General features: G+C 31.1%; 22 protein-coding genes. 20 read left to right on the forward strand and 2 right to left on the reverse strand.

Translation table 11 applies throughout. The features are described 5' to 3' along the window. Window positions 1-76: 76 nt before the first annotated feature. The 9 genes from DWZ53_RS00170 (at window position 77) to DWZ53_RS00210 (ending at window position 9,978) form a co-directional block, all read left to right on the forward strand. Window positions 77-622, forward strand: coding sequence for a V4R domain-containing protein (locus DWZ53_RS00170; protein ID WP_118430842.1), 546 nt, complete (start codon window positions 77-79; stop codon window positions 620-622). Further along, window positions 609-1,484: a GGDEF domain-containing protein gene (locus tag DWZ53_RS00175; RefSeq protein ID WP_118430844.1), complete on the forward strand. Its 876-nt coding sequence runs from the start codon at window positions 609-611 to the stop codon at window positions 1,482-1,484. The genes DWZ53_RS00170 and DWZ53_RS00175 overlap by 14 nt, the downstream gene beginning before the upstream one ends. A 131-nt stretch (window positions 1,485-1,615) precedes the next feature. Next, entirely contained in the window at window positions 1,616-2,083 is a 468-nt protein-coding gene (locus DWZ53_RS00180; RefSeq protein ID WP_118430846.1) for a MarR family winged helix-turn-helix transcriptional regulator, read from the forward strand. Continuing rightward, a complete protein-coding gene (locus tag DWZ53_RS00185; RefSeq protein ID WP_118430848.1) occupies window positions 2,070-4,286 on the forward strand; it encodes an ABC transporter ATP-binding protein in 2,217 nt (738 codons plus the stop codon). The genes DWZ53_RS00180 and DWZ53_RS00185 overlap by 14 nt, the downstream gene beginning before the upstream one ends. After that, entirely contained in the window at window positions 4,279-6,126 is a 1,848-nt protein-coding gene (locus DWZ53_RS00190; protein WP_118430850.1) for an ABC transporter ATP-binding protein, read from the forward strand. Before DWZ53_RS00185 ends, DWZ53_RS00190 begins: the two co-directional genes overlap by 8 nt. A 119-nt stretch (window positions 6,127-6,245) precedes the next feature. Continuing rightward, window positions 6,246-7,601 (forward strand): MATE family efflux transporter, encoded by a 1,356-nt coding sequence (locus DWZ53_RS00195; RefSeq protein WP_199588993.1) that lies wholly within the window; start codon window positions 6,246-6,248, stop codon window positions 7,599-7,601. A gap of 115 nt (window positions 7,602-7,716) precedes the next feature. Then, window positions 7,717-8,424: a GntR family transcriptional regulator gene (locus DWZ53_RS00200; RefSeq protein ID WP_233541796.1), complete on the forward strand. Its 708-nt coding sequence runs from the start codon at window positions 7,717-7,719 to the stop codon at window positions 8,422-8,424. A gap of 17 nt (window positions 8,425-8,441) precedes the next feature. Further along, window positions 8,442-8,900: a small multi-drug export protein gene (locus tag DWZ53_RS00205; RefSeq protein ID WP_118430856.1), complete on the forward strand. Its 459-nt coding sequence runs from the start codon at window positions 8,442-8,444 to the stop codon at window positions 8,898-8,900. 37 nt (window positions 8,901-8,937) lie between these two features. Further along, a complete protein-coding gene (locus DWZ53_RS00210; RefSeq protein ID WP_118430858.1) occupies window positions 8,938-9,978 on the forward strand; it encodes a molybdopterin-binding protein in 1,041 nt (346 codons plus the stop codon). Here DWZ53_RS00210 and DWZ53_RS00215 read toward each other — a convergent pair. Beyond that, complete coding sequence (locus tag DWZ53_RS00215; protein WP_118430860.1) at window positions 9,929-10,825, reverse strand: LysR family transcriptional regulator; 897 nt, start codon at window positions 10,823-10,825, stop codon at window positions 9,929-9,931. The two genes, DWZ53_RS00210 and DWZ53_RS00215, sit on opposite strands and share 50 nt — an antisense overlap. A gap of 156 nt (window positions 10,826-10,981) precedes the next feature. Here DWZ53_RS00215 and DWZ53_RS00220 point away from each other — a divergent pair, with 156 nt between their 5' ends. Both DWZ53_RS00220 and guaA read left to right on the forward strand, forming a co-directional pair. Then, on the forward strand, window positions 10,982-12,259 hold the full coding sequence (locus DWZ53_RS00220; protein ID WP_118430862.1) for an adenylosuccinate synthase: 1,278 nt from the start codon (window positions 10,982-10,984) through the stop codon (window positions 12,257-12,259). A 14-nt stretch (window positions 12,260-12,273) separates the two neighbouring features. Then, window positions 12,274-13,821 carry a glutamine-hydrolyzing GMP synthase gene (guaA, locus tag DWZ53_RS00225; protein ID WP_118430864.1) on the forward strand — a complete coding sequence of 516 codons (1,548 nt, stop codon included), beginning with the start codon at window positions 12,274-12,276 and terminating at the stop codon, window positions 13,819-13,821. Between the two features lie 178 nt (window positions 13,822-13,999). Here the strand turns inward: guaA and DWZ53_RS00230 are convergent, their stop codons facing one another. Continuing rightward, window positions 14,000-14,500, reverse strand: a complete 501-nt coding sequence (locus DWZ53_RS00230) for a helix-turn-helix domain-containing protein (protein ID WP_017144208.1) — start codon at window positions 14,498-14,500, stop codon at window positions 14,000-14,002. Between the two features lie 210 nt (window positions 14,501-14,710). Between DWZ53_RS00230 and DWZ53_RS00235 the strand changes: the two genes are divergently transcribed. The 9 genes from DWZ53_RS00235 to tet(32) all read left to right on the forward strand — a co-directional run bounded on the left by DWZ53_RS00235 (window position 14,711) and on the right by tet(32) (window position 22,880). Continuing rightward, entirely contained in the window at window positions 14,711-14,923 is a 213-nt protein-coding gene (locus DWZ53_RS00235; protein WP_008788586.1) for a hypothetical protein, read from the forward strand. Then, a complete protein-coding gene (locus DWZ53_RS00240) occupies window positions 14,904-15,992 on the forward strand; it encodes a site-specific integrase (protein ID WP_118430866.1) in 1,089 nt (362 codons plus the stop codon). The genes DWZ53_RS00235 and DWZ53_RS00240 overlap by 20 nt, the downstream gene beginning before the upstream one ends. Then, window positions 15,982-16,338 carry a hypothetical protein gene (locus DWZ53_RS00245; RefSeq protein ID WP_008788588.1) on the forward strand — a complete coding sequence of 119 codons (357 nt, stop codon included), beginning with the start codon at window positions 15,982-15,984 and terminating at the stop codon, window positions 16,336-16,338. The genes DWZ53_RS00240 and DWZ53_RS00245 overlap by 11 nt, the downstream gene beginning before the upstream one ends. A 147-nt stretch (window positions 16,339-16,485) precedes the next feature. Next, the gene (locus tag DWZ53_RS00250) at window positions 16,486-17,556 is read left to right on the forward strand and encodes an AAA family ATPase (RefSeq protein ID WP_017144209.1); all 1,071 of its coding nucleotides are present in this window, start codon (window positions 16,486-16,488) and stop codon (window positions 17,554-17,556) included. Window positions 17,557-17,743: 187 nt separating this feature from the next. Beyond that, on the forward strand, window positions 17,744-18,061 hold the full coding sequence (locus DWZ53_RS00255) for an MbeCy (protein WP_017144210.1): 318 nt from the start codon (window positions 17,744-17,746) through the stop codon (window positions 18,059-18,061). Then, on the forward strand, window positions 18,061-19,359 hold the full coding sequence (locus tag DWZ53_RS00260; RefSeq protein WP_118430868.1) for a relaxase/mobilization nuclease domain-containing protein: 1,299 nt from the start codon (window positions 18,061-18,063) through the stop codon (window positions 19,357-19,359). Before DWZ53_RS00255 ends, DWZ53_RS00260 begins: the two co-directional genes overlap by 1 nt. Then, window positions 19,356-19,709, forward strand: a complete 354-nt coding sequence (locus DWZ53_RS00265; protein ID WP_008788592.1) for a TnpV protein — start codon at window positions 19,356-19,358, stop codon at window positions 19,707-19,709. The genes DWZ53_RS00260 and DWZ53_RS00265 overlap by 4 nt, the downstream gene beginning before the upstream one ends. A gap of 253 nt (window positions 19,710-19,962) precedes the next feature. Then, a complete protein-coding gene (locus DWZ53_RS00270; protein ID WP_227158437.1) occupies window positions 19,963-20,238 on the forward strand; it encodes a hypothetical protein in 276 nt (91 codons plus the stop codon). 722 nt (window positions 20,239-20,960) lie between these two features. Beyond that, window positions 20,961-22,880 (forward strand): tetracycline resistance ribosomal protection protein Tet(32), encoded by a 1,920-nt coding sequence (gene tet(32) / locus DWZ53_RS00280; protein WP_017144211.1) that lies wholly within the window; start codon window positions 20,961-20,963, stop codon window positions 22,878-22,880. Window positions 22,881-22,931: the final 51 nt, after the last annotated feature.

Raw genomic sequence — 22,931 nt, forward strand, 5'->3', positions numbered from 1 at the left:
TTACTTTCAATTGTTTTTTATTGATGTGATGATATAATGAAATTATACTTGTGTTTTTTATATGAGGAGGGTAAAGATGAAAAATATATTTGAAGTAGACCCTGAAAGTCATTATCAATTTGAATGGAAAAAGTTAGGTGATATCAAAAAAGGAAGAGAAAATCTTGGTGAAGAAATGCCGGTTCTTGTTTATAGAATTTTAGAATACAGTATGAATCATGTCTTATTCAATAATTTTGGAAAAGAAAAAACAGACGAGATTTTTAGACAGGCAGGTTATTTGGCAGGGATGGAGTTTGCTAAAAATATTTTGCCTTTAGATCAAGATGAGAGCACTTTTGTAAGTACATTAGCTAAAACTTTAGAAAGTTTAAAAGTGGGTATTTTAAGAATGGAAGAAGCTGATTTTGAAAAGGGGGAATTTATCATTACAGTTCATGAAGATCTTGATTGTAGTGGTTTGCCTCCTACTGGTGAAGTGGTATGTAAATATGATGAAGGTTTTTTAGCGGGTATATTAGAAGCTTATGCTAATAAACCATTTAGGGTAAGAGAAGTTGATTGTTGGTCTAGTGGTAGCCGTGTATGTCGCTTCAAGGGTACTGTAGATGATGGAAAATAATGATCAAGAAATCTTTTTAGAATATATTAAACAACTTTTATATAATACTGATGAAGCATCTCTTCATCGTGAAAAACTGTCAAATAGTGTAAGTCAACTTGCTGATGGTTTAGAATACTTAGGGGAGATTATTAAAGATGAAAAAAATGTGCTAACAAAGATGGCACAGGGAAAGATTGATGCAGACTTTCAATATTCTCATCATTATTTAGCTGCACCTGTTAAAAGTATACAAAGTAATTTAAAACATTTATCTTGGGTAGCTAAAAGAGTTGCAGCAGGGGATTACCAACAGTCTGTTTCTAATTTGGGAAGTTTTTCTGACTCTTTTAATGAAATGATTAAGCAATTAGATCAATATCGAGATCAAATGGAACAAATGAGTAATACAGATGTATTAACAGGTGTAGGCAATCGACGTGCTTTTAATATTCTCATTGAGAAATTATGGGATCAAGATATAAATTGTTCGGTTTCTTTTATTGATATTGATGGCTTAAAGTATTGTAATGATCATTATGGACATTCTCAAGGGGACTATTACATTCAATCAGTATGTCAGATTTTAAAAGAAAACTTAAAAGAAAATGAATTTATTTTTAGATTTGGCGGGGATGAATTTTTGGTTTTATCACAAAGAGATTGTGCTGAAGATTGTCAAATTCGTCTTGTACAAATTCAAAATGAATTGGTTGAAAAAATGGAACATACTGTTAGTTATCCTTGTGGATTTAGTTTTGGCTGTATTGATGTTAAAAAAATCCCTAACAAAACAATTAGTGAATATTTAAGTTTAGCTGATAAAAAAATGTATCATTCTAAAATGCAACATTATAAGGCCCATTATAAAGAATTTAAATAATGAATTAATAGAAAGCAGATAAAAGGTGGTAACACCTTTTTTATTTTTTTATATAGTTAGTACACTAAATGTATTGACATTGTTTAGTGTGCTAACTATAATGATTAGCGTACTAACTAAGGAGGTGTATCATGAAAGATCAACTTTGCTTTGAAGATATAAAAGGACTTTTTTTACAATTTAAATCATTACATAAAAAAATACATGAATTAACGACAAAAAAAAGTAATATGGAAGGATTATCTGCTGATCAGTGTTATTTATTATTTTTAATTGAACATAGTGATCATCCTAATCAAAAGATGTTGGCAGAACGATTAAAGATTACGCCAGCAACATTATCGGTAAGACTACAACGTTTACAAAAAGCTGGTTACATTGAAAAAATTGTCAGTGTTCAAGATAAACGCAATGTAACTTTACATACGACTGATAAAGGAAAAAAAGAAAGCAGTGAATGTAAAGAAGGAATGAAATCTTTTACAGTGCGTTTATTTGATGGTATTTCTAAAGAGGATATTGAAAAAATGAAAGAGTACTGTGAAATCTTTGAACGAAATATGAATGTAATGAAGGAGGAGTTAGATGTTAAAGATTAGAAAATATTTAAAGAAATTCTGGTTTTTTATTTTAGCTTGTATTTGTTTGTTATTCGTACAAGCGCAATCTGAATTAACTTTACCTGATTATATGAGTGATATTGTATCTGTTGGTATTCAAGCTGGTGGTTTTGCATCACCTGTAAGTGATATCTTAACGGAAGATACGTATCAACATTTAATGTTGTTTGTTGATAAGAAAGATCAACAAAAGGTAAAAGATGCTTATCAGCTTAAAACAGTTAACGCTGATATTAAAGATACTTTTCCTAAGGCTAAAGGCAAAGTATATAAATTAAAAGATTTATCGGATAAAAAAGAAAGTCAATTAGAAGATATTTTAATGAAACCGATGTTAATGGTTACTTCAATTGATAGTATGGACCCAGCGAGTAAAGAATATCAAGAAAAGTTTGGTCAGTTACCACCACAAATGTCAGTTTATGATGTCATTGGGATGATGAATGATGAACAAAAAGATAAAATGTTTAATGACATTGATAAAAAGATGGATACGATGGGTGAAAGTACTTTAAAGATTGCTGCTGGTAATGGTGTAAAAGCTGAATATAAACGTTTAGGTGGCGATATTGATAAAGTTCAAACTGATTATATTTTTCGTGCAGGATTAAAGATGCTAGGGATTGCTTTAATTGGTACATTGGCTGCGATTACTGTTGCTTTTTTCTCATCAAGAGTAGGAGCAGGGGTAGCCCGTGCTTTAAGAAAAGATGTTTTCAAGAAAGTTGAAAGCTTTTCTAATGAGGAATTTAATCATTTTTCTACTGCTTCTTTAATTACGCGTACAACAAATGATATTACACAAGTTCAAATGGTAACGATGATGTTACTAAGAATTGTATGTTTTGCACCTATCATGGGGGTAGGAGCATTGATTAAAGCTCTCACAAATTCACCTTCTATGACATGGATTATCGGTATTGTTTTAATTGTTATCTTTGGAGTAATGGCTATTGCTTTTGCAGTTGTTATGCCTAAGTTCAAAATTATTCAAAATTTAATTGATAAATTAAATTTAACAATGAGAGAAAACTTATCAGGAATGCTTGTTATTCGTGCTTTTGGTAATGAAAAACACAGTGAAGATCGTTTTGACAGGGCTAATCAAGATTTAACAAAAGTTAATTTATTTGTTAATCGATCAATGGCATCTATTATGCCAATTATGATGTTTATTTTTAATGTTGTTACTTTAATTATTGTTTATTATGGTGCTAAACAAATTGATTTAGGAAATCTAGCCATTGGACAAATGATGGCTTTTATGCAATATGCAATGCAAATTATTATGTCATTTTTAATGATTGCCATGATTGCCATTATGTTACCTCGTGCGAGTGTTGCAGCAAATCGTGTATATGAGATCATTGATACCAAACCTTCAATTGAAGATCCTAAAAACCCAATTGCTTTTGATGAAAATAAAAAAGGATTAGTTGAATTTAATGATGTTTCATTCTGTTACCCAGGAGCACATGAACCAGTATTATCACATATTAGCTTTACTGCTAAACCTGGTCAAACAACTGCCTTTATAGGTTCTACAGGTTCAGGTAAATCAACATTAATTAATTTAGTTCCTCGTTTCTATGAAGTAAGCGAAGGAAGTATTAAAGTATCGGGTGTTGATATTCGTGATGTAAGTCAACATGATTTACGTCAACATATAGGTTTAGTGCCTCAAAAAGGAAATTTATTTTCAGGTACAATTCGTTCTAATTTAAAATATGGAGCACCTGATTTAAGTGATGAAGATTTAGAAGAAGTGATTCGTGTAGCGCAAGCCAAAGAATTTATTGATCAAAAAGAAGAACGATTAGATACTGAAATATCACAAGGTGGTACAAATGTTTCTGGTGGACAAAAACAAAGATTAGCGATTGCAAGAGCGATAGCTAAAAATCCTGATATTTATATTTTTGATGATAGTTTTTCAGCATTAGATTTCAAAACTGATGCTAAGTTACGTCAAAAATTAAATAAATTGGTCAAAAAGACAAAGAGTACAGTTTTATTAGTTGGTCAAAGAATCGCTTCAATTATGGATGCAGATCAGATTATTGTATTAGATCAAGGTAAAATTGTTGGTCAAGGAACACATGATCAATTAATGGAATCATGTCAGGTTTATCAAGAAATTGCCTATTCACAATTATCAAAGGAGGAACTAAGTCATGAGTAATGAAAATAGAAGACGTGGACCTCGAGGACCTATGGGTGGCATGAGAGGTAATGGTGAAAAAGCAAAGAATTTTAAAGGAACTTTAAAGAAGTTATTTGTTTATTTAAGACCTTATTATTTTAAATTAGCAGTTGTTGTTGTTTTTGCTATTGGTTCGACGATCTTTACTATTGTGGGGCCTAAGATCTTAGCTAAAGCAACAGATAAATTATCTGAAGGTATTATGGCTAAAGTCAATAATACTGGAAGTATTGATTTTAAATATATTGGTTATATTTGTTTAATATTGGTTGGACTCTATTTAATTAGTGCTTTATTTAGTTTTATTCAAGGATTTATTACATCTTCTATCTCACAAAAAGTGGCTTATGATTTAAGACAGTCATTATCTAAGAAGATGTCAAGAATGCCTTTAAGTTATTTTGATCGTCATTCTAGTGGTGATACTTTAAGTAGGGTGACAAATGATATTGACACGATTGCTCAATCATTGAATCAAAGTCTATCACAGGTCATTACGTCATCAGTGACAGTAGTGGGTATCTTTATTATGATGTTAACGATTTCTGTTAAGATGACGATTGTGGCTGTTTTGGTTTTACCGTTATCACTTATTTTAATTACAACGGTAATGAAACATTCACAAAAATACTTTGCTAGACAACAAAAATCTTTAGGTGATGTTAATGGTCATATTGAAGAAATGTATGGTGCTCATGATGTAGTTAAAGCATTTAATGGAGAAGCTAAATCAGTAGCTACTTTTAATGAATATAATGATGCATTATATGATTCAGCATGGAAATCACAATTTTTATCTGGTTTAATGCAACCATTAAGTAATTTTGTTGGTAACTTAGGTTATGTTGGCGTATGTTTACTAGGTGGTTTCTTAGCCGGTGGTAATACCATTACAATAGGAGATATTCAAGCATTTATCCAGTATGTAAGACAATTTAATCAACCCATAGCCCAACTTGCTCAAACAATGAATATGTTACAAAGTACGGCAGCTGCTGCAGAACGTGTATTTGAATTTTTAGATGAAAAGGAATTAGAGCCTGAAACTGTAAAAGTAACACCAGATGAATTAAGTCAAATTCATGGTTCAGTGACTTTTGATAATGTTAATTTTGGTTATCTTCCTGAAAAGACAATTATTAATGATTTTAATATGCATGTTCATGCCGGACAAACAGTGGCTATTGTTGGACCTACTGGTGCTGGTAAAACAACAATTGTTAAGTTATTGATGCGATTCTATGAACTTAATAAAGGTTCAATTATGATTGATGGTCATGATATTCGTGATTTTTCTCGACATGATTTAAGAAGCTTGTTTGGAATGGTTTTACAAGATACTTGGTTATTTAATGGAACAATTAAAGAAAACTTAATGTATGGTAAACTTGATGCTAGTGAAGAAGATGTCAAAAAAGCATGTTCGATGGCTTATGTTGATCATTTTGTTAATACATTAGAAGATGGATATGAAACTATTCTTGATGAAGAATCATCAAATATTTCTCAAGGACAAAAACAATTGCTTACCATCGCTAGAGCGTTCTTGAAAGATCCAAAGATTTTGATTCTTGATGAAGCTACTTCATCAGTTGATACCAGAACTGAAGTTTTAATTCAAAAAGGAATGGAAAAATTAATGGAAGGTAGAACAAGTTTTGTTATTGCTCATCGTTTATCTACGATTCGTGATGCCAATACAATCATTGTTATGAAAGATGGCGATATTGTTGAAATTGGTAATCATGATGAATTAATTGAAAAAGATGGCTTCTATGCTTCTTTATACCGTTCACAATTTGAAGGTAGCGAAATATAATGAAATGCCCTGTTAGTTGAGTGATCAACTGATGGGGTTTTATTTTTTTTATTTGAAAATAAGTCACTTTTTATTTGAATTATGTTATGATTGTCTTTGTTTTTTGATAGGGGGATATGATGGAAAAGGATTTAACACATGGTTCAACATTAAAGTTGATTATTAGTTTTTGTATTCCTTTAATAGGTGGAGCTATTTTCCAACAGCTTTATAATAATGTCGATTCGATTATTGTAGGACGTTTTGTAGGGGTAGATGCTTTAGCTGCTGTAGGATCTACAGGATCTTTAAATTTCTTGATTATCGGTTTTGCTTTAGGATTAACAGCAGGATGTGGAATTCCTATTGCCCAGGCTTTTGGTGCTAGAAATGAAAAATTAATGTTACAAAATATTGCTAATGCAATTTATGTATGTCTTGTTTTTTCAATTATATTAACTATTGGAACTTATTTTTTAACAGATGATTTTTTACATATGATGAATACACCAAGTAATATTTATCAAGATGCTTATGATTATATTTTTGTTGTCTTTATGGGAATTACTTGTACAATCGCTTATAATATTCTAGCAAGTATTTTAAGAGCTTTAGGTGATAGTAAAACGCCACTTGTATTTTTAGGATTTTCTTCAGTTATTAATATTATTTTAGACTTTATTTTGATTGTTAATTTTAAAATGGGTGTTTCTGGAGCGGCCTATGCGACTGTGATTGCACAAGGTTTATCAGCTTTATTTTGTTTAATTTATATGAAAAAGAAATATCCTATTTTGACTTTTAATGAAGAAACATTACAAGTTAATGCTAAAATTATAAAAAAACAATTGAATATTGCTGTACCAATGGCATTACAATATTCAATTACCGCAGTTGGAACGGTTATCTTACAAACAGCTGTTAATGGTTTAGGTTCTAATAAGGTGGCCGCTATTACAGCAGCTCAAAAGATTCAAATGTTTTTTACACAGCCTATGGATATGATTGGTTCTACGATGGCAACATTCTGTGGACAAAACTTAGGTGCGAGAAAAGCTAAACGTATTTATGTGGGTTTGAAACAAGCTTTAGGTTTAACTCTAGGTTATTCTTTAATTGCTTTAGGTATCAATGTATTCTTTGGTAAATATTTGTTGTTATTGTTTGTTAGTGGTAAAGAAGTGGCTATTATTCGTTCAGCTATTCAATTTCTTACAACTAATGGTATTTTCTATTTCACTTTATCTATTTTATTTCTTACAAGAAATGCTTTACAAGGTTTAGGGTATTCTGCTTTAACGATGTTAGCAGGTTTAGCTGAATTAATTGGTCGTACGATTATTGCGGTATTTTTAGTGGGTATTTTTGGTTTTAATGCAATCTGTTATGCAAATCCTTTAGCTTGGATTTGTGCTGATTTAATCTTGATTCCTACAATTTTAATTAAAATAAAAGGTTTAAAAAATGATACGACTTTAGACCAAATTCATCTTTAAAATCAACTATGTCTATACATAGTTGATTTTTTTATAACATAAACTGATAATTCCTTTGTTTTTTCTTTTCAAACTCCCATTTTGATGTTAAAATCTCTCTCGTGAGGTGTGAATCGTGAAGAAATATGAACAAATAAAACAATATATTATTGATAATATTGAAGCGGGGAAATATCATGAAAATGAACAAATAGAAAGTGAACATACATTATGTGATCTATTTGGTGTAACAAGAATGACAGTAAGACAAGCTCTAAGTGAGTTGGTTAATGAAAATATTATTTATTCTTTACCAAAAATTGGATCTTTTGTTTGTCGTAAATCTAAATTTAAAAACTTTGACGGTTTAAATAGTTTTAGTGAAGATAGTCAACGTAAAAAAGGCGCTGCTTCGTCTATAGTTGTTTTAAATCAATTAGAAGATGCAAGTGATGTTGTAAAAAAAGAAATGCTTTTAGCTGATGATGATAAGGTATGGCATGTTAAAAGAGTACGTATGGTAGATGGTGAAACAGTTGCTTTTGAAGATGATTTCTGTCATTATGGTTTAACAGGAGCTATTTCTAATGAGGTTGTTGAACATTCCTTATTTCATTATTTTGAAGATGATTTAGGATATAATATTGCTTTTTCTGATCAAGAGATTGATGCTTGTTTAGCAGGTGAAGAATTAGGACATTATTTAGGAATTGATCCAGGTTCTCCATTATTACGCGTGTTATCAATTACACGTTTAAATAATGGGAAATGTATAGAATATGGCTATACTTATTATCGTGTTGATAAGTATACTTTTAATCAAGTTGCTTATCGTAGAAAATAAAAACAAAGGAGAAAAAAATGAATTATTTATATATTGCTTTTATTTCAATGTTACCATTAATTGAATTAAGAGGGGCAATTCCAGTATCTCAAGGATTGGGGTTACCAATTATTCCTTCTTATATTGTTTGTATCATTGCTAATATGATTCCAGTACCTTTTATTTATCTATTTGCTAGAAAGATTTTAGTATGGGGTTGTGATAAACCTGTTATTGGAAAATTCTTTACTTGGTGTTTAGAAAAAGGTGAAAAGGGTGGAAAAAAATTACAAGAAAAAGCAGGAAGAAGTACTTTTGTTGCTTTACTTTTATTTGTAGGAATTCCTTTACCAGGGACAGGTGCTTGGACAGGAACATTGGCAGCAAGTATTTTAGATATGGATTTTAAAAAAACATCGATAGCTGTTGTTCTTGGTGTTTTACTTGCTGGGGTCATTATGATGGTTTTCAGTGTTCTTGGATTTTCATTAGTTTAGAAGTATTTATACTTCTTTTTTTATAGGAGGTTATTTTATGAACGTAGAAATTATTAATGTAGGAACCGAACTATTATTAGGTGAAATTGTTAACACAAATGCGACATATCTCCAAAAGATGTGTAAAGAATTAGGATTTAATGTATATTTTCAAACAGTTGTCGGTGATAATCCCCAACGTTTATTGGATTGTTTAGATATAGCTTTTAAAAGAGGTGCTGATTGTATCATTACAACCGGAGGCTTAGGACCGACCCAAGATGATCTAACAAAAGAATTATCAGCTCAGTATTTAGGATTAGAACTTGTTTACGATGAAGCTGAGGCCAAAAAGGTACATGATAAATGTTGTTTTGTGACACAATTAGATGAAGTACCAGATAACAATTATAAACAAGCATATTTTCCAAAAGATTGTTATGTATTAGAAAATGAAGTTGGAACAGCTAATGGCTGTGTGATGAGTAAAGATCAAAAGATGATTATTAATCTTCCAGGTCCACCTAAAGAAATGACTTATGTTGTTGATCATGTATTAAAACCCTATTTAGAACAATATCGTCAAGCTAAAATTTATACTCAAGATATTGTAACAATGGGAATTGGTGAAAGCCTAGTTGATGAAAAATTAAGTGATATCATTAGTCATCAAGATAAAGTAAGTATTGCTTTATATGCTTCAGAAGAAACTGTAAGAGTAAGACTTGGTTGTAAGGCAACGCATCAAGAACAGGCAAATGAGTTAATGAAACCGGTATATGATCAAATTGTTGCCATTCTTCAAGATTATGTATTAGAAACCCACGATTTAAATCATTATATATTAGAACATATTCATGGTTATACTATTATTAATCATTGTCATTTTCATTTAGGTGATCGTTTTCAAGATAATCAAGGTGAAGTAATAATTGAATTAAATGAACAACGCTTAGATATTGGTGATGTTGTTGAAGCGACAGTGACTTATCATCATAAAAAAAGCACCTTTAAAGTACCGTTACTTAAAGATGCAAAATATTCTTTAGCTAGATTAGAGTCTCGTTTGTTGAATCATATTTATTTATTAATTCGATAAATTTTAAAGAAGCAAGTGATAAACTTTTTCTTTTAAGATACGCATAGCCAATATGACGAGAAGGAATGCTTTTTTCTAATGGTATAGGAAAAAGCTTTTTTTGTTCGAGCAAATCTTTAGAAAATTCTTGAATGACACATGATATACCTAAACCTTCTTTAGCAAATTCTAACAATAGTTCATGAGCACCGAGTTCCATTTCAGGATGAAGAATGATACCATGACTAGCAAAGTATTGATCAATGTAGTTTCTCGAGTTAGATGATTTTTCTAATAGAATAAGATTTTCTTTACTCATTTGCTGGTAAGTATAGGGATGTGATGGAGGCGTACTTGAAACAAAGATATCATGGACTTCAAAACAGTTTTTAATTTCTAATGATTCATCATAGACTGGTAAATTAATGAGTCCTAAATCAATCTGACCATTTTTAATGAGTTGAATGGTTTCAAGGGATGTTCGATTAATGACGTTGATTTTAATGTGAGGATACATTTTTCTAAATTGTACTAATAAAGGTAACAAGAAGTTTTCACATAATGTATCACCGGCACCAATAATTAATTCGCCAGTTTCTAATTCTTTTGATGAGATAAGATCATTTTCTGCAGAGGTAATTAAAGATAAAGCTTCATTGATTTTTTTATGAAGTAATGATCCTTCATGGGTTAAAGTGACGCCTTTAGCTTGACGGATAAAGAGTTTAGTATTGAGTTGTTTTTCTAATGATAAAATAGTTTGGGAAACAGCTGATTGAGAAATAAAGAGATTTTTAGCTGCTAATGAAAAAGAAAGTGTAGAAGCAGCTTCATTAAATATTTTATATTGTTCTAGTTTAATGTTCATATTATCACTCCTTATAGCAAATATTAAATATATTAATTTTACTTATATATAAATCTATAATATAATGAGTTATGTAATGAGTCAAGGTAATGACTTTTATTGTTTTAAAAGTGATTATTTTGTATAATGGTCATAGCAAAGAAAGGTGGAAATGAAATGGCTGGAGTCGTAGTTGTTGGAAGTATGTGGGGAGATGAAGGTAAAGGAAAAGTTACTGATTATCTTGCTCAAAAAGCGGATGTTGTCGTTCGTTACTCAGGTGGTAATAATGCTGGGCATACAATCGTTTATGATGGTAAAAAATTTGCTTTAAGATTAATACCTTCTGGTATCTTTAGTGGACATGAAGTGATTATGGCTAATGGAATGGTTGTTAATCCTAAAGCATTCTTAGAAGAAGTAAAATATCTTCAAGAAGCAGGTATTGATACAAGTAAAATTAGAGTAAGTGATCGTTGTCATGTTATTTTACCTTATCATCTTGAAATTGATGAAATTCAAGAAAAAAGAAAAGGTGCTAATAGTATTGGAACAACTAAAAAAGGTATTGGGCCTACTTATATTGATAAATATTCTCGTATTGGTATTCGTATGGGAGAATTTATTGATGAAGAATTATTCTTAGAAAGATTAAAAGAAACTTTCCCAATGAAATTAATGGAATATCCTGAATTAGAAGGAAAATTCACAGTAGAAAGTATTTTTGAAGAATACAAAGAATATGCAAAAGTATTAAAACCTTTAGTTTGTGATACAGGTATTTTATTAGATCAATATTTATCTCAAAATAAAAAAGTATTATTTGAAGGGGCTCAAGGAGCTATGTTAGATATTGATTATGGAACTTATCCTTTTGTTACAAGTTCTCATCCTGGTGCTAATGGTGTATCTGAAGGGGCTGGTATTGGACCTTTATATATTAAAGAAGCAATTGGGATTATTAAAGCTTATACAACACGTGTAGGTGCTGGACCATTCCCAACTGAATTAGATGATGAAATTGGTGATTATATTCGTGAAAAAGGACATGAATATGGTACAGTAACAAAACGTCCAAGAAGAACAGGATGGTTTGATGCTGTTGTTGTTAATCAATCAAGAAGAATGTCTTCTTTAACAGGTATTAGTTTAATGTTATTAGATGTTTTAAGTGGTTTAGATACAATTAAAATTTGTACTGCTTATAAATATAAAGGTGAAATTATTCATGGTTTACCAGCTACTGTAAAAGGAGTAGAAGAAGTAGAACCTGTATATGAAGAAATGCCTGGATGGAAAGAAGATATTACAGGAGTGACTTCTTTTGAAGAATTACCAGTAAATTGTCAAAACTATTTAAAGAGAATTGAAGAATTAATTCATTGTCCAATTGTTATGTTCTCGGTTGGACCTGACCGTAAACAAACAGTTGTTTTAAAAGATATTGAATTTTAAAAAGGAGGTTTTTCATGAAAAGAGAATTAGTCATTGTTATTGACTTTGGTGGTCAATATAATCAATTAGTTGCTCGAAGAGTTCGTGAGTGTAATGTTTATTGTGAAATCTATTCATATAAAACAGATATTTCAAAGATTAAAGAAATGAACCCTAAAGGAATTATTTTAACTGGTGGACCTAATAGTTGTTATTTAGAAGATTCACCTACTTATTCTAAAGAATTATTTGAATTAGGTATTCCAGTATTAGGGCTTTGTTATGGAGCTCAATTAATGCAACATATCTTAGGCGGTAAAGTTGAAAGAGCTGATGTTAGAGAATACGGTAAATCAACTTTATTAGTTGATCAAAAAGATTCTGCCATCTTTAAAGATGTTCCTGAAACATCTACTGTATGGATGAGTCATTTTGACTATATTTCTAAGATTGCGCCAGGATTTACAATCACATCTCATACAAAAGATTGCCCTGTAGCATCATGTGAAAATAGAGAAAAAGGATTATATGCAATTCAATTCCATCCAGAAGTATTACATAGTGAATATGGTAAAAACATGTTATCTAACTTTGTGTTAGATGTATGTGGATGTGCTGGTGATTGGCGTATGGATTCTTTTGTAGAAGAACAAATTAAAGCCATTAGAGAAAAAGTAGGTGATGGTAAAGTATTATGTGCTTTATCTGGTGGTGTTGATTCTTCTGTAGCTGCTGTATTACTTTCTAAGGCTATTGGTAATCAATTAACATGTGTCTTTGTAGATCATGGTTTACTTCGTAAAAACGAAGGGGATGAAGTAGAAGCTGTATTTGGACCTGATGGTAATTATGAATTAAACTTCATTCGTGTTAATGCTCAAGAAAGATATTATGAAAAATTAAAAGGTGTCACTGAACCAGAAGCAAAACGTAAAATTATTGGTGAAGAGTTTATTCGTGTATTTGAAGAAGAAGCGAAAAAGATTGGTGCTGTTGACTTCTTAGTACAAGGAACAATTTATCCAGACGTTGTAGAAAGTGGTTTAGGTGGAGAATCCGCTGTTATTAAATCACATCATAACGTAGGGGGATTACCAGATCATGTTGATTTTAAAGAAATCATTGAACCTTTACGTGACTTATTCAAAGATGAAGTACGTAAGGTAGGTTTAGAATTAGGTATTCCTGAATACTTAGTCTTTAGACAACCTTTCCCAGGACCAGGACTTGGAATTCGTATCATTGGTGAAGTTAATGCAGAAAAAGTAAGAATTGTGCAAGATGCTGATGCTATCTATAGAGAAGAAATCGCAAAAGCAGGACTAGATCGTTCAATCGGTCAATACTTTGCAGCACTTACTAACATGCGTTCAGTAGGTGTTATGGGTGATGAAAGAACTTATGACTACGCTATTGCATTACGTGCCGTTAATACAATTGACTTCATGACTGCAGAAGCAGCTCAAATTCCATACGATGTTTTAAACAAAGTAATGTCTAGAATTATTAATGAAGTTCGTGGGGTAAACAGAGTAATGTATGATATTACAAGTAAGCCACCTGGAACTATTGAGTTTGAATAGTAGAAAAAAAGCTAAAAACTCCGTGTTTATCGGAGTTTTTTTGTATATTAACATGAAAATGATTCTATTTTGATACTACAGATTTTAAGACTGTACTATTCTTTTGATAATTCATTTATATATTTTGTAAGTGGTAAAGAAAGGATTGTAAGTATAAAAAAGCAGGAAAATCCTGCAATTAGTCATCTTGATTGTGTAACCAATCTTCCCGAGGTTGCTTGTTTATGTTTAAAGTTGAATATTTGGGAAAATTATATTTCCATTCTTCATACTGCTGTTGGGTTATTTTACCTTCTCTAAAGTTTTTGGCTTCTTCTAACCAATTTTGCATGTATTCGTACAAAGTATCTTGTTCATGAGGTAATAGCTTGTCAAATCGCAAAATAGGTTGACCATCTAATTCATCAATTTTTAAGCCGTATGAACGTTCTAGTTGAAATAAGGTATAAATAGCTCCTATGTATGTTTCAATATCAGGAATATCAATAGCTTGTGGTGAAACATCTAGTTTATAAGCTAGATTTTCAATAACATTTTCTCTTGGTTTCTTTTTATCGGATTCATATTGAGAAATACGCACATCAGCAGATGAAGTTGAAAAACCTAAAATTTGTCCTAATTCCTTTAAAGTTTTATTTCTAAATAGACGAATTGTTTTTAAATTTGAACCTAATGACATCATTATCACTCCTTTTGTCCCCATTATAACAGAATATATAATATTGGTAAAGAAAAAATAATACTAAATAAGTTAGTCTATAAACTTAAAAAAATAAGTAGACTAACCTAAATAGTATAATTTATTCTTGACAATAGTTGATTTTACTATTATTCTATAATATACAGATTAACTTATTTGGGTTAGTTAATGAAAGGAGGTGAAAATAAGATGGATATGAATACATTTATGGATGCTCACGATATTATTGAAATAACTGGTATGTCAGAAGCGTATGCTTATAAGTTGATCAAGCAACTTAATAAAGAGCTTGAAGAAAAAGGATTTATTACTATTCGTGGACGTGTTAGTAGGCAGTATTTTGAAGAAAGAATTTATGGAGTAAGAAAGGAGGAACAAAACTATGCCAGCATACAAGGATAATAACACTCAAACATGGTATGCTTCATTTTATTATCAAAATTGGAAAGGCGAAAGAATCAAAAAAATGAAACGAGGCTTTCGCACTAAAAGAGAAGCAGATGAGTTTATTGCAAAATTCAAATTGGAACAGGCAAAAGATTTAGATATGAATTTTGAAGAATTTCTCAATATCTATTTAAGAGATTTATCTAATCGTATTAAACAAAATACCATGATAACAAAAACATATGTTATTGAAGATAAAATCAAACCATATTTTAAATTGAAAAAGATAAATGAAATAAGTCCAGCAGATATTATCGAATGGCAAAATGAATTGCTTGCATATCGTGATGAAAATGGTAATCCATATTCTCCATGTTATCTTAAAACAGTTCATAACCAATTAAGTGCAATATTTAATCATGCAGTTAAGTATTACAATCTTAAAAATAATCCTGCTAGAATTGCTGGAAATATGGGAAAAGAAAAAAGTAAAGAAATGAAATTTTGGACAAAGGAGGAGTATTTAAAATTTTCTGAATCAATGATGAGAAAAGATGGTGTATATCAAGCATTTGAAATGCTTTATTGGTGTGGCTTAAGATTAGGTGAAATGTTGGCATTAACACCAGGTGATTTTAATTTTACAAAAGAGACTGTAAGAATTAATAAATATTTTCAAAGAATTAAAGGACATGATGTGATTACAGATCCTAAAACTGAAAAGAGTAATAGAACAGTACAAATGCCACATTTCTTGGCTGAAGAAATACATGATTACATTAGTCGTTTATATGGAATTAAAAGAGATTCAAGAATATTTCATATAACAAAATCAGGATTACATCATGAAATGGATAGAGGATGTAAGGAAACAGGTGTTAAAAGAATCCGTTTGCATGATCTCCGTCACAGTCATGTATCATTATTGATTGAAATGGGATTTAGTGCAGTAGCTATAGCCGATAGAGTAGGACATGAAAGTATTGATATTACTTATCGATATGCACATTTGTTCCCTGCAAAAGGTAAAGAAATAGCTGATAAACTTAATATAGAAAGAGAGGAGATAGTGAATGTCGCATAAAAACAATGATAAACAAGGACGTTTTCGTAGTAAAGTGATTGCATTTAGGGTATCACCTGAAGAAAATAGAGTACTTGAAAGAAAAGTCTTTTTGAGTGGGTTAACCAAGCAGGACTATTTGATACATTGTATGGAAAATCAAGATTATGTTGTATTAGGTAATCCATATGTTTATCGTTCTTTAAAAAGAGAATTAATTCATTTTATTCAGTTGTTTGAAAAGATAGAAAGTTTTAATGATTTGGAATTAGATGAATTAGAAATATTAAAAATGATGTTAGAAATCGTTATATCAATGAAAAGAAAAAAAGAGCAAAAAATCAAAGCATCAAATAGAACTATTTAGCAGTGGATTCTCATTGAATGACTTTCATTTATGCTCATATTCATTTTATTGATTTTAAGGATATAAGTCAATGAAAAGAGGAATATGTATGTTAGATATATTAAATATAAAAACTAAATATCATTTATCAATGAAAGGAAAATATCATTGGATACCTTAAAAAACACTTCAGTTTTTAATGATATAACTTTACTTGATGATAATGAAGATTATCATATGATTTCAATGGATGAAGTTGAAGAAAAAGAAATACAATGGCTTATTCCCAACTATATTCCTAAAGAACAAATAACTTTGATTGTTGGTGATGGAGGGGTTGGTAAGACAACCTCTTGGACCAGCATTATATCAGCATTATCAAAAGGAGAGTTATGTTTCTTTGAAAATCAAGAAGAAGATAAAAGAGAACCTTTAAAAATTGGTTTTTTTAGTTCAGAAGATCCACATGATAGTATCATTAAAAAGAAGTTGCGACTCAATTTAGCAAAACAAAGCAATGTGAAAACAATTCCAATAACAGATAAGAGATTTCATAAAGTGAAATTCAATAGTCAATATCTAGAAGGTTTAATTATAGAAAATAAGTTAGAAGTATTAGTCTTTGATCCATTACAAAGCTTTATTGGTGATAGTGTTAATATGGGCGCAAGAAATACTATGAGAAGTACTCTTAATAACCTTATTGCATTGGGTAAAATATATCATGTCACAATCATCATTATTGTTCACACAAATAAACGAGAAATGGCAGGTGGACGAAATAGAGCATCTGATAGTTCTGATATTTGGGATATTGCAAGAAGTGTTATTTTTGTAGGAGATGCAAGTGATGAGGGTATTCATTATTTTTCGCAGGAAAAAAGTAATTATGGGAAATTGCAACCTACAACCTTATTTAAAATTGAAGATAGTGTGATTGTTAAAGTAGGAACGACTTCTAAAAAGGATTTTGACTTTCAAAAAGAAAAAACAAAAGGTAATAAGAAAAAATCATTGGTTGAAGAAGCTAAAGAAGCAGTTATAAGTTTATTAAATGACCATGATGCTTATTCAGATGAAATCTACAATTTAGCAGAAGAATTAGACATAAGCAAATCGACACTTAAAAGAGCAAGAGCAGAACTTACAAGTGAAGGAATAATCAAACCAAAAAGAACAGGTTCTAATAAAGGTAATGATAAACAAAGAACGATATTTAGTTTAGTAAAAAAAGTATAAATACAGAGGTTCAAAAAATACAGAGGGCCAAAAATACAGTGACTAACAAAGTGATCCTCTGTATTTTGAAAATATTTAAAAAGGTAACTCAAAGTAGTGATTATTGTATTAGCAAGCAGCGTAATTTGGGGGCAAATTACAATTTTAGGGATGACCCTAAGACCCAGAGAAAGGAGTGAAATGTCACATGAAACGAAATAAAGAAGTTAAAGTGAGATTTACTGATGACGAATTAATGCTTTTAAACAGCTATGTTTTGAAAGCAGGTTATACCAGCCGAGAAAATTATATGAGAACAACTTTGTTAAAAAGTGTTCCAAAAGAACAGCCATCAATTGATTATCAAAGGCTAATCAATGAGTTTAATTCTATTGGTAATAATCTCAATCAATTGGTGAAATTAGCTTATTATCAGCCATTAATTGAACAAGAGTCATTATCTGTTCTAACACAGTTAAAATCTCTTATATCATTCACAGAATCAATGATAAGAGGTGTTGTATAATGGCAACAACAGGAATGTGGGCAGTAAAGAATCGTTTAGACCATTTAGTTAATTATGTTTCCAATCCATATAAAACAATTGGATTGGAAACTGTTATCGATTATACGACTAATGGTGAAAAGACTATTGAAAAAAGATATGTCACTTATCTTAACTGTTTATTTGATAATCCAAAATTAAGCATGGTCAATACGAAGAGGCATTTCCATGATGAAAGCGAAATACTAGCATTTCATGGCTACCAGTCATTTGAAGAAGATGAAGTCAATGCAGATTTGGAACATCAGTTAGGTGTGGAGTTTGCAAAAAAGATGTGGGGAGATAGGTTTGAGGTGATTGTTTCAACACATTTGGATACTGATAATATTCATAATCATTTTCTATTAAACTCAACATCATTTGTAGATGGAAAAAGATATTGTAATACCTATAATGATATTCAAAATATGAGAAATATATCTGATGAATTATGCAGAGAACATAATTTATCAGTTGTAGAATTTAAACAATATGTAGGCAAGTCAAGAAAACAGGTTTTCCATAATGATAGACTTAAAGAAATTGTTAGAGAAGCAGTTGATCAGGTAATCAGTGTCAGTTATACAGATAGACAATTCTATAATGAACTTGAACTAGAAGGCTATGAAATCAAAATAACTGAAAGGAATATTTCTGTTAGGCATCCATTACATCGCAAATTTATTCGTTTGAAATCATTAGGTGATGATTATACAAAAGAAAAACTAATTGATAGAATATTAGATTTTAATAAAGATAAATATAATACATCACCATATGGACGATTAGGATTTGATATTAAGCCATATTGTCAGCAATATGAACAACGAAGATTAACAGGATTACAGAGATTGTTCCTTCACTATCAGTACAAATTAAAAATCTTACCACGTAATAATAGATGCAAGTTAAGTCCGTTTGAAAAGGAAGAATTACAAAAAGCAGTACAAAAGATGGAGGAATTTAATCAGCAGACAATCATTCTTTGTAAGAATAAAATTGAAACTTTTGATGATTTATACAGCCATATGGATAAGATTGAAAATGAACTTAACCATCTTATCAAGGAAAGACAAAAAGCAAGAAATCAAGTGAGAAAATATAAAACTAAAGAGCAAAAAGATGAACAAAAGTTAATAGCAAAATCATATACACCAGAGATAGGAAAGTTAAGAAAAGAATTAATGTATTGTCAAAAAATAGAAGAACGTTCATTAGGTATCAATAAATTTTTAAACGAACATGAAAAACAAAAGAGAAGAAAGGAAAGAACAAGATGAAAGAAATTGAATACATTGAAATTAATGGATTATTATATCCAAAATTAACATTACCGCCTCAAAAGGAAATACATTTAACAAGGTTTGGTAGAAAGAGATTGCAGTATCTAAAGCAATATCGACCAATATTTTATACAAATTTATTAACAAGTGGTGAATTAAATGAACATCTGCAAATGATAGATGATGAAGCAAATGTATTATATGATAGATTGATTGAACAATATAAAGTTAAAAGAAATATTACTAAAGAACTTAAAGAAAAAGATCAAATGAAATGGATTCAAGAGATGAATAACATTCAAAACTGTGTTGAAGAGGTTATTAATAAACAAATTATTCATATTTAAGGGAACTTATAGCAGAGTTCCTTTTTATATTTGAAATATAATGACTTTCTTGTAATAAATTTGTATAACATGATTTATTAAATATAAATTTTAAGGTAGCATATACTATGACTGAAAAAGAGAAAATGATTAATATAATCCTGCTAATCCTAAATTGGAGTTATAACTTGCAAAGGTAAATAAAATTTGTACTAAGTATAATAAGAAAGCATTTAATGAAATTAATATGAAATCAAAACTTTTAAGAAAAATAATGAAGACAAAAGGTAATAAGAAAAAATCATTGGTTGAGGAAGCAATCATAAGTTTGTTAAATGACCATGATGCTTATTCAGATGAAATCTATAATTTGGCAGAAGAATTAGATATAAGCAAATCAACACTTAAAAGAGCAAGAGCTGAACTTACAAGTGAAGGAACAATCAAACCAAAAAGAACAGGTTCTAATAAAGGTAATGATAAACAAAGAACGATATTTAGTTTAGTAAAAAAAGTACAAATACAGAGGTTCAAAAAATACAGTGACTAACAAAATGATCCTCTGTATTTTGAAAATATTTAAAAAGGTAACTCAGAGTAGTGATTACTGTATTAGCAAGCAACGAAATACAGACCACAACCACACAAAGTACCGAAATCACGAACAGGAGCGATAATATTAAGAAAATTATTGACAATATATATATCACACAATAATCGTAACAGGTTTACGTTTGTAAAAAGACGTAACTATACAGGGAGAAAGCAGGCTATTCTGGCTTTACGGTTGAAACCTTATACGATACATTTATACAGACAACACCCCGAATCAGCTTTTGGTTGGACAATTCCAACCAAACACCACAGCAAACAGCAGAGACTATTCTGAACGCCAAGAAGCCGGTATGATATGTTACATATAAGGGGAAGAAAAATTTCTTTTAGGTACTTGCTTTCCTAAAACTGATGTGATAGAATAATTTTGTTCTAGAAAAGGAGTGAAAAATATGCATCAAGGTATTCTTAAATAAAACTATAATCAAATAGTAGGAACAAAGAATTATGATAGTCCATTTCGTGGGGGGCTTAGTTTTTGTATCCAATTTTAAGAATACTTTTACCTTATCAATTTTGACATATCCAAAAAACAGCAATCATAAATAGGTGTATGCTGTATATGTGTATGTCCGCAAATTATAATCCCCAGTGGTAAAAGTACTTTACTGCTGGGGATTTTTATGCCCTTTAGGGCTGTAAAAGGAGGACAATCACATGAAAATAATCAATATTGGCATTCTTGCCCATGTAGACGCAGGAAAAACAACATTGACGGAAAGCCTGCTATACACCAGTGGAGCGATTGCGGAACAAGGAAACGTGGATAAAGGAACTACAAGAACAGACACTATGATTTTGGAACGGAAACGGGGAATCACCATTCAGACAGCGGTTACTTCTTTTTGCTGGAATGATTATAAAATCAATATCGTGGACACTCCTGGTCATATGGATTTTTTAACCGAAGCATACCGCTCTTTATCTGTCCTTGACGGAGCTGTTTTAGTCATTTCGGCAAAAGACGGCGTACAGGCACAGACCCGTATATTATTCCATGCGCTTCAGAAGATGAACATCCCGACAATTATCTTCGTAAATAAGATAGACCAAAATGGAATCGACCTGCAGCGTGTTTACCAAAGCATTAAAGATAAACTTACCAGTGATATGATTGTCATGCAGGAGGTTGCCTTGTCGCCAAAGATAACCATAACCGATATTTCTGATTTGGACAAATGGGATATTATTATTTCTGGAAGCGATGAACTATTAGAACGATATGTTGCAGAGGATTCTTTGGATATACAGGAATTACAATATGAAAAGTGCAAAAGAACCAGATGCTGCTCTTTGTTTCCTGTTTATCATGGGAGTGCAAAAGACAATTTAGGAACAGAAAAACTGATTGAAGCGATTACAGAAACTTTCATTACAGAAACAGACGATATTCAGTCTGAATTATGTGGATATGTTTTTAAGGTTGAGTATACAGACCGGAAAAAACGGCTTTCTTATTTACGCCTGTATCATGGGACGCTCCATTTACGGGATGCTCTGCCACTGTCAAAAAAGAAAAAAATAAAGATTACAGAAATGTGTATTCCGTTAAATGGTAAAATCGTCCCGGCTGACCATGCTTATCCGGGAGAAATTGTTATTTTAGCTGATGATACTTTGAAACTGAACGACATTCTGGGGAATGAAAAACTCTTACCTCAAAAAACACAGATTGATAATCCCATGCCATTACTTCGGACAACCGTAGAGCCGCAAAAGCCGGAGCAAAGGGAAGCCCTGTTAAATGCCCTCGTAGAGATTGCTGATACAGACCCTCTTTTGCATTTTGAAATTGATACTGTTACCCATGAGATTATGTTATCTTTTTTGGGAAAAGTACAGTTAGAAGTTATTTGTTCGCTATTAGAAGAAAAATATCATGTGGGCGTGGTTATGAAAGAGCCTTCGGTTATTTATCTGGAAAGACCGCAAAAAAAAGCAAGCTTCACGATTCATATTGAAGTGCCGCCGAATCCGTTTTGGGCATCTATTGGTTTGACTGTAACACCGCTTCCTGTTGGAAGCGGAACACAATATAAAAGCGAGGTATCTCTCGGATATTTAAACCAAAGTTTTCAAAATGCCGTCATGGAGGGTGTGTGTTATGGAATGGAGCAGGGCTTATATGGCTGGGGAGTGACAGACTGCCAAATTTGTTTTGATTATGGAGTTTATTACAGTCCAGTCAGTACCCCCGCTGATTTTCGTTTTCTTGCACCTGTCGTGTTGGAGCAAGCATTGAAAAAAGCAGGAACACAGCTGTTGGAACCATACCTTTCCTTTACTCTTTTTGCACCGCAGGAATATCTTTCACGGGCTTATAATGACGCACTAAAGTATTGCGCAATAATTGAATCAACCAGACTTGAAAAAGATGAAGTTATTTTTAAGGGGGAAATCCCTGCCCGTTGTATCGGTGAATATAGGAATGATTTGAATTTTTATACAAATGGAAGAAGTGTTTGTATTACAGAATTAAAAGGGTATCAGGAAACTTCCGGCGAGCCTGTGTTTCAGCCACGCCGCCCGAACAGCCGTTTAGATAAGGTTCGCCATATGTTTCAGAAGATAATGTAATGTCTTGCGCAATGCAAGTGTTCATTGCTTGCTATTGCGAAATATCATTGA

Source organism: Coprobacillus sp. AF33-1AC (genome assembly GCF_003475785.1).
In the GTDB taxonomy this organism is placed as follows: domain Bacteria; phylum Bacillota_I; class Bacilli_A; order Erysipelotrichales; family Coprobacillaceae; genus Faecalibacillus.

Coding starts and splice junctions, on each gene's coding strand:
- DWZ53_RS00265 (WP_008788592.1), top strand. CDS start 19,356: ATGAAAGAAATTGAATACATTGAAATTAATGGATTATTATATCCAAAA.
- DWZ53_RS00195 (WP_199588993.1), top strand. CDS start 6,246: ATGGAAAAGGATTTAACACATGGTTCAACATTAAAGTTGATTATTAGT.
- DWZ53_RS00170 (WP_118430842.1), top strand. CDS start 77: ATGAAAAATATATTTGAAGTAGACCCTGAAAGTCATTATCAATTTGAA.
- DWZ53_RS00240 (WP_118430866.1), top strand. CDS start 14,904: ATGCCAGCATACAAGGATAATAACACTCAAACATGGTATGCTTCATTT.
- DWZ53_RS00260 (WP_118430868.1), top strand. CDS start 18,061: ATGGCAACAACAGGAATGTGGGCAGTAAAGAATCGTTTAGACCATTTA.
- DWZ53_RS00185 (WP_118430848.1), top strand. CDS start 2,070: ATGTTAAAGATTAGAAAATATTTAAAGAAATTCTGGTTTTTTATTTTA.
- DWZ53_RS00255 (WP_017144210.1), top strand. CDS start 17,744: ATGAAACGAAATAAAGAAGTTAAAGTGAGATTTACTGATGACGAATTA.
- DWZ53_RS00190 (WP_118430850.1), top strand. CDS start 4,279: ATGAGTAATGAAAATAGAAGACGTGGACCTCGAGGACCTATGGGTGGC.
- DWZ53_RS00270 (WP_227158437.1), top strand. CDS start 19,963: ATGAAGACAAAAGGTAATAAGAAAAAATCATTGGTTGAGGAAGCAATC.
- DWZ53_RS00235 (WP_008788586.1), top strand. CDS start 14,711: ATGGATATGAATACATTTATGGATGCTCACGATATTATTGAAATAACT.
- guaA (WP_118430864.1), top strand. CDS start 12,274: ATGAAAAGAGAATTAGTCATTGTTATTGACTTTGGTGGTCAATATAAT.
- DWZ53_RS00220 (WP_118430862.1), top strand. CDS start 10,982: ATGGCTGGAGTCGTAGTTGTTGGAAGTATGTGGGGAGATGAAGGTAAA.
- DWZ53_RS00230 (WP_017144208.1), bottom strand. CDS start 14,500: ATGTCATTAGGTTCAAATTTAAAAACAATTCGTCTATTTAGAAATAAA.
- DWZ53_RS00245 (WP_008788588.1), top strand. CDS start 15,982: ATGTCGCATAAAAACAATGATAAACAAGGACGTTTTCGTAGTAAAGTG.
- DWZ53_RS00210 (WP_118430858.1), top strand. CDS start 8,938: ATGAACGTAGAAATTATTAATGTAGGAACCGAACTATTATTAGGTGAA.
- DWZ53_RS00180 (WP_118430846.1), top strand. CDS start 1,616: ATGAAAGATCAACTTTGCTTTGAAGATATAAAAGGACTTTTTTTACAA.
- DWZ53_RS00215 (WP_118430860.1), bottom strand. CDS start 10,825: ATGAACATTAAACTAGAACAATATAAAATATTTAATGAAGCTGCTTCT.
- DWZ53_RS00205 (WP_118430856.1), top strand. CDS start 8,442: ATGAATTATTTATATATTGCTTTTATTTCAATGTTACCATTAATTGAA.
- DWZ53_RS00175 (WP_118430844.1), top strand. CDS start 609: ATGATGGAAAATAATGATCAAGAAATCTTTTTAGAATATATTAAACAA.